At 60.7% G+C, this 15,432-nt stretch carries 14 protein-coding genes; 3 read left to right on the top strand and 11 right to left on the bottom strand.

Annotation, left to right across the window (positions count from 1 at the left end):
• The first annotated feature begins 20 nt into the window (after positions 1-20).
• Together QQL79_RS20115 and QQL79_RS20110 are read left to right on the top strand one after the other, a co-directional pair.
• Positions 21-590 (top strand): SDR family NAD(P)-dependent oxidoreductase, encoded by a 570-nt coding sequence (locus tag QQL79_RS20115; protein WP_284393876.1) that lies wholly within the window; start codon positions 21-23, stop codon positions 588-590.
• Positions 517-912, top strand: a complete 396-nt coding sequence (locus tag QQL79_RS20110) for a class I SAM-dependent methyltransferase (RefSeq protein ID WP_284393875.1) — start codon at positions 517-519, stop codon at positions 910-912. The genes QQL79_RS20115 and QQL79_RS20110 overlap by 74 nt, the downstream gene beginning before the upstream one ends.
• A 243-nt stretch (positions 913-1,155) precedes the next feature.
• On the opposite strand, the gene QQL79_RS20105 is transcribed toward QQL79_RS20110, so the two are convergent.
• The 11 genes from QQL79_RS20105 to QQL79_RS20055 form a co-directional block, all read right to left on the bottom strand.
• A complete protein-coding gene (locus QQL79_RS20105) occupies positions 1,156-2,043 on the bottom strand; it encodes a hypothetical protein (RefSeq protein ID WP_284393874.1) in 888 nt (295 codons plus the stop codon).
• On the bottom strand, positions 2,043-3,206 hold the full coding sequence (locus tag QQL79_RS20100; protein ID WP_284393873.1) for an AAA family ATPase: 1,164 nt from the start codon (positions 3,204-3,206) through the stop codon (positions 2,043-2,045). The genes QQL79_RS20105 and QQL79_RS20100 overlap by 1 nt, the downstream gene beginning before the upstream one ends.
• Positions 3,207-4,685, bottom strand: coding sequence for an FtsK/SpoIIIE domain-containing protein (locus QQL79_RS20095; protein ID WP_284393872.1), 1,479 nt, complete (start codon positions 4,683-4,685; stop codon positions 3,207-3,209). It abuts the gene before it with no gap.
• Positions 4,685-6,709: an AAA family ATPase gene (locus QQL79_RS20090; protein ID WP_284393871.1), complete on the bottom strand. Its 2,025-nt coding sequence runs from the start codon at positions 6,707-6,709 to the stop codon at positions 4,685-4,687. The genes QQL79_RS20095 and QQL79_RS20090 overlap by 1 nt, the downstream gene beginning before the upstream one ends.
• Positions 6,690-6,911 carry a hypothetical protein gene (locus tag QQL79_RS20085; RefSeq protein ID WP_284393870.1) on the bottom strand — a complete coding sequence of 74 codons (222 nt, stop codon included), beginning with the start codon at positions 6,909-6,911 and terminating at the stop codon, positions 6,690-6,692. Before QQL79_RS20085 ends, QQL79_RS20090 begins: the two co-directional genes overlap by 20 nt.
• A 61-nt stretch (positions 6,912-6,972) precedes the next feature.
• The gene (locus QQL79_RS20080) at positions 6,973-7,404 is read right to left on the bottom strand and encodes a hypothetical protein (RefSeq protein WP_284393869.1); all 432 of its coding nucleotides are present in this window, start codon (positions 7,402-7,404) and stop codon (positions 6,973-6,975) included.
• Complete coding sequence (locus tag QQL79_RS20075; protein WP_284393868.1) at positions 7,401-9,638, bottom strand: AAA family ATPase; 2,238 nt, start codon at positions 9,636-9,638, stop codon at positions 7,401-7,403. Before QQL79_RS20075 ends, QQL79_RS20080 begins: the two co-directional genes overlap by 4 nt.
• Positions 9,635-10,774 carry a DNA phosphorothioation system sulfurtransferase DndC gene (dndC, locus tag QQL79_RS20070; protein WP_284393867.1) on the bottom strand — a complete coding sequence of 380 codons (1,140 nt, stop codon included), beginning with the start codon at positions 10,772-10,774 and terminating at the stop codon, positions 9,635-9,637. The genes QQL79_RS20075 and dndC overlap by 4 nt, the downstream gene beginning before the upstream one ends.
• Entirely contained in the window at positions 10,771-11,919 is a 1,149-nt protein-coding gene (locus QQL79_RS20065; RefSeq protein ID WP_284393866.1) for a cysteine desulfurase family protein, read from the bottom strand. The genes dndC and QQL79_RS20065 overlap by 4 nt, the downstream gene beginning before the upstream one ends.
• Positions 11,920-12,519: 600 nt before the next feature.
• Positions 12,520-12,930 (bottom strand): hypothetical protein, encoded by a 411-nt coding sequence (locus tag QQL79_RS20060; RefSeq protein WP_284393865.1) that lies wholly within the window; start codon positions 12,928-12,930, stop codon positions 12,520-12,522.
• A complete protein-coding gene (locus QQL79_RS20055) occupies positions 12,927-13,973 on the bottom strand; it encodes a ParA family protein (protein ID WP_284393864.1) in 1,047 nt (348 codons plus the stop codon). The genes QQL79_RS20060 and QQL79_RS20055 overlap by 4 nt, the downstream gene beginning before the upstream one ends.
• Positions 13,974-14,559: 586 nt before the next feature.
• Here QQL79_RS20055 and QQL79_RS20050 point away from each other — a divergent pair.
• The gene (locus QQL79_RS20050; protein WP_284393863.1) at positions 14,560-15,426 is read left to right on the top strand and encodes an aldose 1-epimerase; all 867 of its coding nucleotides are present in this window, start codon (positions 14,560-14,562) and stop codon (positions 15,424-15,426) included.
• Positions 15,427-15,432: the final 6 nt, after the last annotated feature.

Raw genomic sequence — 15,432 nt, 5'->3', positions numbered from 1 at the left:
TGACCAATGGACCAGCACGAATGTCAAACCAAGAGAACATCGTCCCGACCGCATCCAGCATAGAACGAGCCACTAGGCGCTTCGCAGGCAAGACTGTGCTCATCAGCGGCGGAACCGGCGGGCAGGGTGCCGCTCACTTACGCGCATTCGCCGCCGAGGGCGCAAACGTCGTAATTGGCGACCTGCGGGATGACGCTGGTAAAGCGCTCGCCGCAGAGATCGGTGACCAGGCGCTCTATACGCATCTAGACGTGACGAGCGAAGATGACTGGGCCGCAGCCATCGCAGCGACCGAGGAGCGATTTGGACCGCTCGCTATCCTGGTAAACAATGCGGGCATTCCCAGTCCAGCCGTCCTCATCGAGAATGGTGAGCTGACCACCTGGCAGCGCATCCTGGACGTCAACCTTACCGGTGCATATCTGGGTATCCGGGCCGCGGCGCCATCCCTACGGCGCAATGGCGGCGGCGCGATTGTGAACATCGCTTCGATGGCCGCCGACGTGGGCATCGCCTATGCTTGCAGCCGCGCGCCAGTTGCATCCAGAAAACGGAATTCGATGGTTCGAGGACGCCATGCCTCACCTTAAGTTTCTAGGCAACGAGACCTTCGGCTTCATCATCCTCAGTGCCGTCTGGATGTTCGTCCCTGAAAAGGATAGGCACGAGGCTGCGCGGAGGCTCAGTAACCTGATAAGACCCGGGGGCAAGATCGCGGTATCACTTCGACCGCTCACCGGGACCGAACCAGGTTTCTTCAGCCGCGACGACATCCAGCGGACCGCTACTATCTTTGCCGCCAACGGCCTGACGACGGTGGAGCGGTACGATCAAGCCGACACCCTCGGCCGCCCGGACAGGAACTGGACTACGCTGGTCTTCCAGATGCCAGGTTATCTAGCGGTCTCCTGATCCCATCTTTCCTAACTCATGATTGATCAACCGCTTTGGCACGGTGGTTCTGCATACCGGTTGCTACCCAGGGTTCTCTCCTTGTAGCGTCGGCATCCGAACTACATTGTCCAGCAACTTCGCCGAGAACAAAGAGGTCACCGCAGCTTGGTCACGATGGGCGACGCCATCTTCAAGGCCCGTCAGGCCGGACCTTAGCTACCATCCTCGGGCTCGTAGGCGACCATCCTGTTGCCTCCGATTTTAGGCCGCAACCGGGATCTTGGTAAACCTGAAAAGGTCCTCGCGAAACTTCCTCGCATAATCGGACGAGGCTACGGACTTCGCTAGCGGCACTTCCCATGTCGGGGCGATACCGTACGTGGCGCGCATTTGCCTCAAAGCTATCTTGCCATCGGCCAAGCGCCACTTTGTCGTGGTCTTTCCTGTTTCGTCCATGCTTTCCATATGCAGGATGATGTGGTCGCGAACCCTGTCGAGCTCGTCCTTGAATGTCTGCCAATCGCAATTGCCGCTCGCCACCCGTTCCTCGAGAAGCCGTTGCGTGTCCTCATCCCGGGCGTCCTGTGCATGGGTCCCCCCGAGCACGCCCGAGATCTTCCCTTCCGCGTGGAGGAGATAGCTAGCGTACTTGCACAGCGCCCCCAGGAATTGGCGATCCACGATCTCCGAAACCTTTCGCACGATCTCTTCGGGTTTCCTCTTACCGAGATCAGCCAAGGTCGTCTGGTCCACGATGTAGGCGACGATGTCGGCCTGGCGCAGCAGAATGTTTTCCGCCTCGTGATCGGCGAGATATAAAAGACCATCTGACTGGTCCAACGAGAAGATGGCGCCGTCCGACTTTACGAAGCTCTTGAAACCCTCGCTTTCGGGCACCGAGGCCTCACCGTCGAGCAGAGCATAGACATTTGGATCGTCGGGCCGGTATTTCTCGACATAGGCCCTCGCCGGACCGCATCCGGTGCCCCCCTCCGGAGGCGGCTCGAAAACGATGTGCTCGTTGAAACCAGGCCCGACGATGGTCCGGAACAGGTTAGCGTCAGCTTCGGACTCGACGTACACGACGACCTTTTTGACGTAGCGGTGCCTGAGCGCCGTAGTGTCCCTCAGTTCGGATAAGCTAGGCATTAGAGGATATCCGTCTCAATGAGATAGCCACCCTTAACCAGCCCTGGCTCCTTGGTCTCGAAGCGGTACAATTCGATGAGGTCGAGATTGTGGGTGGTGAAGACCAGCGAAACGGCGGGATAGTCTCGCAGGAGCTTCTTCAAGGCTTCGAACATGCGGCTCAGCCACCGCGTGTGGAGATGTATCTCGATCTCGTCGATCAGGACGATCGTGTTCGCGGTCATGTGGGTTAAGGTACGCGCCAAGATGTGCAGCATGGCCCGCTCGCCATGGCTCAGGCCACTGAGCGGATGGGAACCATGCCTCGTCTTCACGTAGGATCTAAGCTCCTCTCGGTGCGGGCGCTGGATGGCCTTGTCGGGCGAGTCTTGGAACACCAGTCCGTTGACGAACTCGAGTAAGTCGTCGACGCGATGATCGCGCCTGTCGGTTTCCTTGGCCGCGAGCCATTCGAGCCAAACGAGTACGTTGTCGATCGACTTTCCCCATTCGGGGCCATCGGAGCTGAAGTAGACTGCAGGTTGATAACCCCAGTTGTCGGGCCGGGTGACAGCCTCGTGGCGGTTCGGGGCTACCACCCGCCTGTCGGCAGGGAAGTAGAGTACCGACGGCATGTTTTGCGATATGCCGAACAATTCTGTTGGCGGGGTACCGAGCGACCCTTGGATCGCCTGATGAAGCAGGATGCCGAGGTCGTTGGTACCGCCAAGCCTGGTGGAAGCGGAGCCGTTCCGGGTCAGACCCAACTTAGCCCAAGTGGTGGTGTTGCCGAGCTTCTCGAGGTCGACCTGGGACAGGGGGTCCAACGGCTCCTCGCTGCCGGTCCAGAGCGACAGCATCATGGTCTGTGCCTGACCGTCGATTATCCATGTGGTGCGGATGTCTAACTGGGCGCTGCCCTTGTAGACGCCCTCGGCGAACTTGCCGGTGCCTTCGGTGTTCAAGAGCCCGTAAAGGCCGAAGATGGCTTCCAGCACGGTGGTTTTGCCGAACCCGTTGACCGCTAGGATCATGTACATGTTCGCTGCATCAGTGGTGGTCGACTTCGGGTCGTCAGTGTCCGCACCCACCAGGTCGAAGGTCTGCCTGCCCTGACGGAACGGCCCCAACTCGTCCAGTGTCACCCTGACCAGTTTCCATTCGGCGATTGTAAGGTCGGTCATTTATCCCACCGCTCCGCTGATATCCGACGGCTGTATCCTGGCACCATGGGCCCTCACTATCTGCCGACCGCTGAACTTCACCAGCATGTCGCCGCGACCCAGAAGATTCTCCGCGCCACCCTCGTCCAGGATAATCCGGGATTCCGCGCCCTTCTGGACGGTGAGGGCAACGCGGCTCGGCACGTTCGATCGAAGCATGCCCGGGAAGGTCGCCGCCTCTGGCCTCTGCGTGGCAAGGACAAGATGGATCCCTGCGGATCTCGCCTTCTGCGCGAGCCTTATTAAGGGGATTTGGATGTCGTCGGATTGCATGAAGAGGTCGCCGAGCTCGTCTATCACCGCCACTATGCGCCTCAGTCCGGACCCCGCGGCCTGCGCCTCTGCAAGGTCGCGCACCTCGAGCTCGGCGAAGGCGTCTTGGCGCCGGTTCATCTCCTCGATGAGGCCGTTGAGCGCCGTGAACGCGTCGCCGACGCTCGTCACCACGCCGGGAGGCAACAGGTTTTTCAGCCCCCTGTAACCCGCGAACTCGACGGCCTTCGGGTCGATGAGCAGGAGGTCGGGAGGGGCCTCCAGGGCAAGAAGCGAAAGCAGGATGGCGTGCAAGGTCATGCTCTTTCCGCTGCCGGTCGTACCGCCGAGGAAGAGGTGGGGGGCTTCGGCAAGGTCTATCAACAACGGCGCGCCGAGCACGTTGGTCCCTAGGCAAATCGGAAGCGTCATGGCCCGGGCTTCGTCAGACCGTAGCGAGCCCTTCACGTCGTTCCAGTCGACCGTGCGCCATTGGCTTACGGCACGCGGGATATCCACCAGCACCTGTCTTTCTACTGGGGCACTGGACACGGTAGCGGCCCGGTCGCCCAAGCCCAAGCCGAAAGCGAGCTTCTCCTCGCCGCGCTTGAGCCGGTTCAGGTCGTCCAATTGAGAAAGCTGGAATGTAAACCGGGTTAGCCTAGGGCCCTGCTCCGTCCGCACGAGTCGGCCGTCGACACCCATTTCGGCCATGATCCTCGTGACCTGGTCTCCCAGCTCCGCGGCGACTTCCCCGTTCTGTGCGCCATCGGTGAAAAGGTCCTGTAGAAGGTAATGGTTGAGATCGGTCCCGGAGGCCCATTCCGTCGCCATTGTCGCCAGCCCCCTCCGTACATGCCGCTGCAGGGCGGCATGGAAGGCTACCTCGTCGGCGAAGAGATCGCGCCCTTCGTAGACGGAGATCAGGGCGCGATAGACGTCGGAATAATCGTCGTCGCCCGGTTTCGTCTCGCCGATCAACTGTGCGGCGTGCAACTGGATTCCTTCGTCTTGCACCGACAGGATCGGAAACATCTCCGGATCGGGCGCGGTCGTCTGTTGTAGCGACCGGGCGAGCGCCAGACGCGCGACCGTCCAGTAGTCGAGGCCGGGCCTTCCCCATCCGGCGGTCATGACCTCCTCGATGAACTTCTTGTCCTTTTCGGTCAGTTGTACGCGGGCTACCATCAGACCTCCACCAGGGCCCTTTGCTCGACCCTTGCGGCATCGCCGCTCTCGTTGACGATGCTGTAGTGCTGCGCGACCTTCCCTTGCAGGAGCTGTAGTTTGCGGTCGTCGATTTCCGCGTTGGTCGGCAGGATGACGACCTGGTGCGAGAGCGCAGGATAGTATGCGCGGAGGAGATGGTCCTGGTTCTCCCGATCGATCCGGCCCAAGGGCGTGTCGATGATCACCGGAACGTCGGTACCGGCAATCTCCTTCATGGCCCACAGGAGTGCTGTCGCAGCGAGTTGTTTCATCCCGCTGGACAAGCTGGTGCGGCCGATCGCCTTTCCGCCCTTTTCGTAGAAGGTCAGCACGTAGCCCTCGTCCAATCCTATCCGGTCGATCAGGTTATGCTGGATGATGAGCTTGAACTTCTCGTTTAGCAGTTGCTCCAGCTCCTGCCGGGTCTCCGTCTTGATGCGTTCGCCGATTTCGGTCAGTGCCGTGGCCGCTTTCTGAAGGAACTTGCTGTCCCGAGCGGCTTGCGACACCTGATCCTGCGAGGCTTCGAGCTTCTTCACCTCTGCCGCCCACTTCGTCTCGTTCGCGGCAGCTTCGGTCAGGCGTGCGGACCACTGCCCCTTCAACTGGTTCTGCTTGGCGATGCCATCTTCCAGTTCCGCAACCTTGTTCGAGACCGCCCGGAATTCTTCGGCGTTGCCGTTCGCGCCGACTTCCAGGGTGAATAAGTCCCGCCTAAGTTTCTCGATTTCGTTGCCGTGCCTGTACGCCTCGATCAGGAGTCGCGCCCGGGTGGAGCGCAAGGCGTCGCCGGCCATCGACCAGCTCTCAAACCGCCCAATGATCTTCTCGATCACCGCCGGGCTGACATTGGAGAAGAGACCCTCGCCGCCCCCCACCTGCAACAGACCACGCATGCGGCCGACTATGAAGCTCGCGAGCCTTGTAGCCTCGCCAGTGGACAATGCCGGACAACCTTCGGCGATCCAGTCCTCCAGATTGTTGGAGACAGACTCCGCGAAAGTCGTTTCCGCGCTCCCGATCTGGGTCATCCGCGCGTTCATTGCCGTGAGGGCCTGCCTAACAAGCCCCAGGTTCGCCAGTACGGGAACGTCCTTCGGAAGCTCCCGGACGATCTGGTCGGTAACCAGGGCCAGTTGTCGAGTGGCTTCCTTGAGCTGGTCCTCGACGACCTTGCGCTGCGCTTCGGAAGCGCCCGAACTGAGGTTCGCGCGCCGGATCTGAACCCTCCTCAACTCCACGCCGTCAATACCGAGCTGGGCATCCAGGTCGTCGATGGCCTCGCGTGCCTCGAGCTGCACTGTCCGGGCCTTTGCCAGAGTGGCCTGTGCCTCGTCCAAGGCGCGGCGGAGCGAGGACTCCAATCCACTCCGCTTCCGGTCTCCCGACAGAGCGAGCAGTTCGCGGGTCAAGTCGTCGAGAAAGGTGATCCGGAGCAGCCGGTTGAAGTCGGTCTGGTACGAGCCCGAGCTCTCCGCGAGGCTCTTGATGTCTTCGCCGTCGAAGAAGAAGAAGCGCACCAGGTCGGAGGGGATCGTGTCCTCGAGGATTTCCTGTGCGACCAGGCCGGTCTTCCTGTCTCCGGCGCGTTCGACCACCAGACCATTGGTGAAGTCATCGGCATCCACGGTCCACCAACGTGTTGCCGTGACCGTTTCACCGGCGTTGTCCAGCCAGGAGACGATGATCTGCGCGGTGACCGGCTCCCCCAGGGTCAACGCGCGGCGACGCGCCTCGCGGTTCACCAGACCTGTCCAGCGCGATCCGTCTCCAAGCACGTATTGCGGCGCGGAGAGACCCACGGGAGGGAAGCCCACCCGTCGGAATTCCGTCTTCTCCATCCCGGTAAAAAGGAGCTTCATCGCATTGAGGAAGCTGGTCTTGCCCATGCCGTTGCGGCCCCAGATCAGGACGATGTTCTTGTCCGGCGTGGTTCCCGAAAGGTCGAAATCGGCTTCGCGGTAAGCGAAGACGTTCTCCAGCCTAACCCGCAGTAACTTCATCGCCGCCCTCCGCGCGATGCTTTGCCAGTGCCTGCTCGACTATACCGCCGACGTCCCTGCGCAGGTGCGGTCGAGCGCCCCAGGCGAGGAGGTCGCCATGGTCCGTCTCCAAGTCGAGCAGCGCCTCGATGAAGGATTGGTCGATACCTTGTTCCGCGCAGACGTCTGCAATGATTTTGGCCTTTGACGCTTTATTCTTCATCTGCCCCCCCAAAGGGCCAAAGTGCGCACGCTATGATTTAAATAGCCTTATCTTGGGCGTTTCAGGCGATGTCAAACCTTTCGGCAAGAAGGGCGACCAAGGTTTCAGGTTCCGCGGGTAGTTCGTCGGCGATGCCGCCCAGCTTGGCGGTTCCTCGGGCCCAGTGAGCCGATACCAGGGCTTGGAACATCTTTCGCGTCAGGTCCATCCCTCCCGCGTGCTGCACGATCAAGGCTACCCAGGCGGAAAGCTCCGCTTCGTCGGATCCGAAGAGGAAGTCGCCTTTTATCGGACGCCCCGAGGTATCGGCGGGGGCATCCGGGGGGGTCGGGATGCGCAACGACAGCGCCAGTGCCAAGCGCGCGGGTTGGTACTTGAACTGGAAGGCGAATTTTTTCTGGATCGAAGCGTTTACGGTGTCGGCGTGGAATGACGTTCGGAAATCCGCACGTGCGATGTCGCCGATCTGCAGGGGAAGTAGCGGGTCGCTCATGCTGCGTGCCTCGGGAAGTAGCCGGGGCTGAGGGTGGAGCGACCCAAACCGTCCGCCCCCGGCACGTATGTAAGATGGAACTCGGCCAGCAGGCGCGACTTGATCAGGTCGTAGTAGCGCCCGCCCACCTCCTCCGGCTGAGAGAGCAATATGGTCTGGACCGGCCGGTTGGCGAAGTGGGCCAATATGCGCTCGCGATGGCCGGGATCCAGCCGCCCCAAGGGTGTGTCGATGATGAGGGGAAGCGGACTACCGAGCATGTCGGAGATCGCGGAGATCAAGGACATGGCGAAAATCTGGCTCTCGCCCGCGGATGGATCGGTATTGCGCAGGTTCCGACCAGCGGCGTCGAGGAGTGTCACGGCACCGCTGGTGTCGATGTCGACCCGCTGGACTATCCCCTTGTGCGCCAGCGCCCGGTAGATCTCGGTAACCTTGCTGGCCAGCTGCGCGTAGTAGGTCGGAACGACGGCCTCCATCGCCCGCGACAAGCTCGCGACTGTCGAATGCGCCGCGGCCACGCGATCCGACAAAGAGGTGGAGCCAGCCCGTTGCGAGCGCCGCCGCAGTCGCTCGTCACGGAGCGGGGCAAGGGCGGTCTGGATCCGTCCGAGGTTCTGGTCTAACGCCCTGCGCTTGAGCTCCAGAGCCGAAATGGCCTGGTTTACGGCACCGAGTTCTTCCGCCAATGCTCGTCTGATCTCCACGGTCCTTGCGCGGGTATCCTCCGCGTCTCCCATTTCCTTGAGCAGACGCTTTGAAGTCTCGAGCGTCCCAAGGCTGTCCTTGACCTGCTGCCCCGTGGTGGCCGCCATCCGAAGGGCTTCGGTGACACGGTCAATCCGCAGCCCCGCCAGGTAGTCGTGTAGACTCTTTTCCTGACTTGACCGCGATCCTCGAGTTGCGTCGGCTCGCATCGCCTTCCACGCGGCGCCGATCCGCTGGTCGATGAGGGACTGCTCCGCGTCCGTCAATTTCGGCTGCACATCCCGCGAGGCAGCCAACAGGCGCTGCAGCATCACGTCGTCGTACCTCGAAAGGCGATCGGCCTCGCGACCGGTTTTCTCCAGGCTGCGGACGGTTCGCTCCAGCAGGTCCGTGCCGACCAGGGCGAAAGGCAGGCGGGACGCTGCCGACATGAGAGTGTCTCGCCCCGACTTGATCTCCGCCTCGAGTGCCTTGCGCCGCTCCAACCTGTCCTTCTGCGCATCGTAGGTGGCGACCCCCAGCGACCCCATTTCCTGGACCATGTCATCCCGACGGGCGCGCAGCGGTTGCAGTTCGGCTTCGATCAGCTCGAGTTCACGACCGGCTTCCTCCAGCTCTGCCTCGAGTTTCGACAACGCCGCCGCGCTCGAGTTATCGGCGTCCTCGGCGGACAGATCGCGCTCGCGATCACGCGCATAGTCCCTCAGGTCGTCGACAAGGGATCGCAGCGTGGTAAGGCCGAGTGCACTTTCGATACCGTAACGGACCTGACCGTCCAATTCCTGCTCGGCAAGCCTACGTACGTGTTCGCCGTCGAAGAGGAAAAAAGGCATCATGCTGGCCGGGGCCAGCAGCCGGCCGATTTCCCTCTGGTAGAATTCGGCGGGGTCTTCCGCCTCGGGCACCTGAAGTAGGTGGCGATCGTCGCCTATCCGCAGTACTAGCTCCTCGTCCCCAACAGAGAAATGACCTTCGTCGTCGAAATACCACTGCCGATCGATCTCGATCGGCCCCTCACCCGTCGCGGCGGAGATGCGGATGGAGATCGTCGTCTCGCCCCGCTCGAATGCCGGGCGGTGCAGTGCCCGCTCCATGAACCTCTGGTAGTCCGCCCGCCTGCCCGCGACCGGCACATCACCGGCATCGGGCCGGACGGCACGACCGGTGTCGAGATGTCCACGGACCCCGTAAAGTCCGTACATCACGGCTTCGAGGATGCTGGTCTTGCCATTGCCGTTGTTCCCCCCCACCAGGATGACCGAACGGCCATCTCCGCTTTGCGGGAAAGTGAATTCGGCCTGGTCGAATGCTTTCCAATTGTTGACTGTCATGCCCGTGAACGAGAAGCTCGCCGCGCGTTCCGGTGCCCGCAGCTCAGGCAGAATCGCGCCTTCGTCCGAGCCGTTGCCCGTTTCCGCCAATATCTCGTCGAAAACGGTGAAAAGCCTGCGGCGGTTTCCCGTGCCCCCGAATTGGAAGCGCGCCTGTGACAGCCGTTCGAGAAGCGACACAGCCGGCAATGTCACGCCCGGTCCGCCGCCGCAAGAGTCACCAGGTCGGCCGCCCAGATCTTCCGGATGGCCTCGATCTCATCGGGCGAGATAAGTTGCACGTCGACCTCGTCCTGGACGGCGATCAACCGCGTCAGGATCTCCTCCCTGGCTTCGAGGGTGAACGGTCCCGGGATAAGCCGACCCTCGCCGACGAAGTTCAGCGTGCCGTTTCGCCGAGACGCCATACGCATGGAGCCGTCTTCGCGGATTGCCTTCAGCCAGTCACGGAACTCGAGCAGCGGTTCGAGGTCGCCGTGCCCCGCTTCGATGAACGACTCCGCACTCTTGTCCTTTTCGACGACCGTGCAGGTCCAGCATCCGAACCGTGAGGACGACGTGCCGCAGGACGGTGCCTCGGTCTTGTCGGTCACCAGCGGGCACTCTCCGCCTCCGGCGTTGCGGTACATGGTCACCAGCGCGCGGTGCGTCCCGCCCCAAGGCGGATTGGATTGCAGGAGGGTTTGCCAGACCTCGTCTGTGCTGAGTTCCACTATCGGCTTGTAGACGAAGCAGTTCTGGAGACTGTTGTGTGGATTGAGCCTCTCCCCGTTCTCGTAGCGGCCCACGCTGCGCGCCCGCTGGGTCGATTCCGAGCGTCGCACGCCAAGCAGCAGGATCGTCTGGCCCGACGCGTCGACTTGCGAGCGGATATACTGGGTCGTAGGCGCGATCTTCATGCGGTCGGTGCACCAGCGGAAGACGCGGCTCGGGGAAGGATAGCCCCTTCCGATCAGGTTCACCCAAAAGGTCTGTTCTGTGGGCGGGACGGTCTTGGCGACCACGACCGGCAACCGGAGCGGCTCCACCGAACTTCGTATCCTGGCCAGGACTTCGTCCAGATGATCGGCGATCACCGGCGACTCCACCAGCGTGTCGTTCGCCACGACGTGGACCGTCCGTGTGCGCCTGCGCGGCGGCAGCGACAGCAGCATCTCGAACGCGAGTTGCGCCAGCAAAGTGCTATCTTTCCCGCCCGAGAAACCGATTATCCAGGGAGTATCGTGGGGTTGGAGGTACTCCTCCTTTAAATCGGCCAGGATGCCCTTGAGCTTGGCGCCGAGATCCGAGGCTGGAGGCGGAAGCTCGAGTGTTTCAAGGATCATATTCATGCTCGATTCCGTACAGACCTGAGTGCGTGGACCGCCGATGCGATTGCATCGACCGTATCGGCGACTATCGCGCCGGTGGTGGACGGCCCCAAGCCGATCCTTATCGAACTCTCCGCCTGGGTTCGCGACAGCCCGATAGCGAGAAGAACGTGGGAGGGCTCGAGAGACCGGGCGCTGCACGCAGAACCGGTGGATATAGAGACAATGTCTTGCAAATAGGTCACCAGCGCCTCGGCGTCCACACCGTCGAACCGCACATTGGCGTTGCCGGGCAAACGGTGGTCGAGCGAGCCATTCATGTATGATCCTGGAATGCGGAGCAGCCCGTCCACGAGAACCGCCCTTAAGGCGTAGACGTGGGCGGCATTGCTCGCCATCTCGACACTGGCAATTTCACAGGCTTCGCCGAACGCGACGCATAGCGGCACAGGCACCGTCCCGGACCTCAGACCGCTTTCCTGATGACCGCCGCGGAGATGGGCAGTCATCTTTGGTCGAATGCGCCTGCGAACATACATCGCCCCCACGCCGGTCGGTCCTCCCAGCTTGTGGGCGGAGAGGCTGGCCAGGTCGAGAAGGCCAGCAGATACCGGCAGCTTGCCGGCGGCTTGCGCCAGATCTGAATGGAAAAGGGCACCACGTGAGCGGACTGCCTGCGACACGGCACCGAGATCCTGAAGCGTGCCGATCTCGTGGTTGGCAGCGGCCACGGAGACCAGCCCGGTCTTTTCCGACATCATTGTTACCAAGGCGCGCATATCCAACAGGCCGTCGGATGTCACCGGTACAACCCCGACCATGAAACCCTTATGCTCCAATTGGTTAGCAGACTGAAGGACCGAAGCGTGCTCGGTGGAAGAGACCAGAACCTCCGTGCGCCCCAAATCCTTGAGGAGGGTGGCGATGCCTTCGAAAACCAGATTATTGGCCTCAGTAGCACCTGATGTGAATACGATCTCGGATGGGCGAGCGTCGATTAGACTGGCTACCTGCTCGCGGGCTTGCTCAAGGCTTGATCTGGCTTCTATTCCATGCCGATGGGTAGAATGCGGGTTCGCATCGACCGATAGGAAAGACGAGGTGAGCTTCAACAGTACCCTCGGATCGATCGGATAGTGGGAATGATAGTCGAGATAGTGTGGCATGTTGACCTTGGTCCGCCGACCGATAACCTTCGCAGACTAAGGTGCCTGAACAATCCTGCATAGCAATTCCAAAGGTTATGGAGCAATCTTGAGGGGAAATCGCCCATCTCACCTCGAATCCGGCGGCTCCCAGGTGAGATGGTCGTTGTCCCAGCGATTATCACCCCAACCTATCCCATAACGGTGCTGGCGAGATACCGACCCCGTGGGCGCAAGCTGAAGCGATCAAAAGCAGCTGTTGCTGGCTGCGGCGCTCGAATACCGGGCGAGCCAACGGATGCGATCGCAATCTTGGTCAAAGCTAAGGCAGATGCCGTGTCGGCGCCACCCCATGGGGTCAAGGCATTGCCGGTAGGGTCGCCTTCGACAAGTCGGGCGAGAGGTTTTACTGCTTCGCAAACTCGGCTGCCGAGCCGCCAATCACGTCCAAACTTGCGGCAACAATCTACGATTTCAACGAAGCCGGCAAAGGCTCATGCCCGGCAAAATAATTCGTGCTACGGATCTAAAGTCACCTAGCCGGCCCCGTACGTCTTTCGTACACCGCCGCTAGCTTGAGCAGCCATCCACGACCTCCAGACATACGACTGGCATTAAGCCTCATTCCTTTCTGAATGAATCTCCTTTTGTCGCCCGGGCGGAGGCGACTTCGACGATGCGGTCAATTACGCGGTCCCGATCCTTCCACTTCATCACCAATTTGCCAGGGTCCATACCGTATTGGGCCACGACGTCGAGCAGGCGTTCCAGATCAAGGTCCGCCAGTCGCGCCCGCAAGGCGGGTTCGCCTTCCTTGACGAGGTCGATAGGATCAAGGGTGGCGGGCGCGCGGCGGCCACCCTTCCGATGTTCTCTTTGCTCCGGGCCGCCCCCGCGTGGCTTGGGTCCTGATTCCAGGCGGGAGGCCGGGGGCTGTAAAACGGCCTCGATGCGCTCCTTGAAGTCGGGATTTCTCCCGGCCTCTTCCAAAATAATCGCGACTAGCGCGCCAAGAGTCTTCTTCAGGTTCATGCGTCGATCTCCAGCTTATCCAGCAGCTCCTGAGCCAGATCGATATAGCGGGTAGCGAGGTCGCCGTAGCCATATTTCTGCTTGAGCGTCCGCCGGCTCGTTTGCAGTTCGGCCGCTGCCGCGATTTGGTTGGCCTGACGTATCACCGTCTCAAAGACCGGTGGATCATTGCGCCGGCGCAAGTCGCGAGACACGTTGACGTGAATGGTAGAGGCCTCCTGGTACTTGGTGATGACGATACCAAGCGGAGCGATTTCTTCTCCGACCTCCTTCGAGAAATTGCCCACGCGTTTCACGATCTGAGGAATGCCGTACGTGGACAGGACGTCCGGGACCGTGGGGATGATATAGCCTTCGGAGATTCGCAGGCCGTTCAGGGTGATGATGCCCAAGTTGGGTGGGCAATCGACAAGCACAAGGTCGTAGTCGTCGAGGAGCGACTTCACCGCAAGGCGCAGCAGGTCGATGGGTGTGACGGAATAGAACTGCCCGCTGGGCGCGCTGGCAAGCTTGTCCTGGACGTCGATCAGGTCGAGGCTCGAAGGAAGCAGGTCAACTTTCTCGGCGCCCTGGACGTCGGACACGCCTTTCTGCAGTGTCTTCTGAAGGTCGAACGCTTTGTTCTCCGGGTCGAGCGCGTCCTTGAATAGAGTGGCCAGCGTCCACCCCTTCTCATTCAATTTTTCCCACTTCTTCTCGCCGATCAACATGGTCGTAGCGTTGGTCTGCGGGTCCAAGTCGATAACGAGGATGCGCTTGCCAAACCGGGAGGCGAGCGTTTCCGCGAGCGCTACGGTGGTGGTAGTCTTGGCCACCCCACCCTTCAGATTGATCAGTGATACGACACGAGCCATGGGCACTTTCCTTTTTCTTAGCCAAGCTTTGATCTGGCGGGCTCGGAACACCGGGCCGGCCTTGAGTTCGGTATGAGGTTTGGGGAAATCGGCGAACCGAACCCGCCAATTGGCGACGGCTTGTCGCGATACCCCGGCGATATCGGCGATCTCGTTGATCCCGACTAAGTCGTCTTCGGCTAGAGGCATAAAAAGCTACTTGTGACCATTGCTCACAACCAATGTGTACAACGGTCACAGATCGCGGTGCAAGAGGAATAATGGGGGAGGATGCCTTTTACCCATTATGGGTATTACCGGCTCCTAGCCGGCGATCCCTGCCGATACAGGTCTACGGTGCCGGTGACACTCAATGTATGCCACTGCTAGCGTGACGCTCAAAAGGCCTATAGCGCGCCTGGTGTCTGCCTTTTGGGAAGCGGTTAGGTGATGAACGACCGATTTGGGCGCGCAAAGCAGGTGCCGGATTCGCATAATATGCGGTCTGGAACTTTGTTCGGAAACCATACCGGACCGTCAGCAGTCGACCCCATTGCGGCCGTTCAGCAGCTGCTTTCGATTGCCCAAAAGCTGCCATCGGTCAGTGGGTATGGGCTATCAGCGATGGTCGTATCATGGAGGCTAGTCGCGGACCGGGCTTGCACACCTTCTTATGTGTAGCTGATAACCAGTTTCTAGCTTTCGTCTCACAATGTGAGGCAAACTCGCATCCATCGTCGTCTCGATGCATTGACCGTCTCACCACCCACCATGTACCTCACTAATTGGAGGATACATGTCTATCGGCGAGCGGATCTTATTGAAGTGTGGCGCTATAGCGCTCGAAGTGGCGCCCGCTTTTGGCGGCCGGGTGACAAGACTGACGCATGATAGTGTCGATGTGCTTGTCCCGCTGGAAGCACAAGAGTTCCACCCGCCGTTCTGGCCTCGGGCCGGCGCTTATCCAATGGTCCCCTACCATAACCGCATCGAGGGCGGCCGCCTGCGCCTCGATGGATGCGAAGTGGCGCTGCCGTCACATCCTGACGCTCAGCCGCATACACTTCATGGTCCCGCTCATCTTGCAGCGTGGCAAGTTTCGGAACGCAACGACACCACAGTTACGCTGGCGCTGGAGCGGGCAGCCGACCCGCACTGGCCTTGGAAATTTAGCGCACGGCAGACCTTCGTGATCACCGAGGGCGGGCTGCGATTGAAGCTGTCAGTTACTAATCGAGGTGAGACTGCGATGCCGGTCGGTCTGGGATGGCATCCCTATATCGCCGGCTGCCAGCGTGTTCGCCACGACGCCGAATACGAGTGGCCCATCCGCAAGGATTATCTGCCGACAGGCGATCGGCAACCAGTGATTCAGGCGTTTGATGAAAACGTCAGCGGCACACACTACCTGTCCTGCTGGTCCGATGTTCAGGTCGATACCAAGGACGACCTCACGCTTACAATATCGGCCAGCCCGACAATGAGCCATCTTGTTCTTCATAAAGGCGATGGCGATTTCGTTTGCATCGAACCGGTTTCTCATCTCGCCAACGGTTTCAACCTCCACGCGCGCCAAATTCTGGGAACTGGCGCCAGGATCCTGGCGCCAGTTGAGGAAATGTCGGCAACCATCGAACTTAATATTGAGAAGCGTAGGAGCTGATTTCAG

The organism is Devosia yakushimensis, from assembly GCF_030159855.1.
Classification (GTDB): domain Bacteria; phylum Pseudomonadota; class Alphaproteobacteria; order Rhizobiales; family Devosiaceae; genus Devosia; species Devosia yakushimensis.
This window is presented reverse-complemented; position numbering and strand designations above follow the sequence as displayed.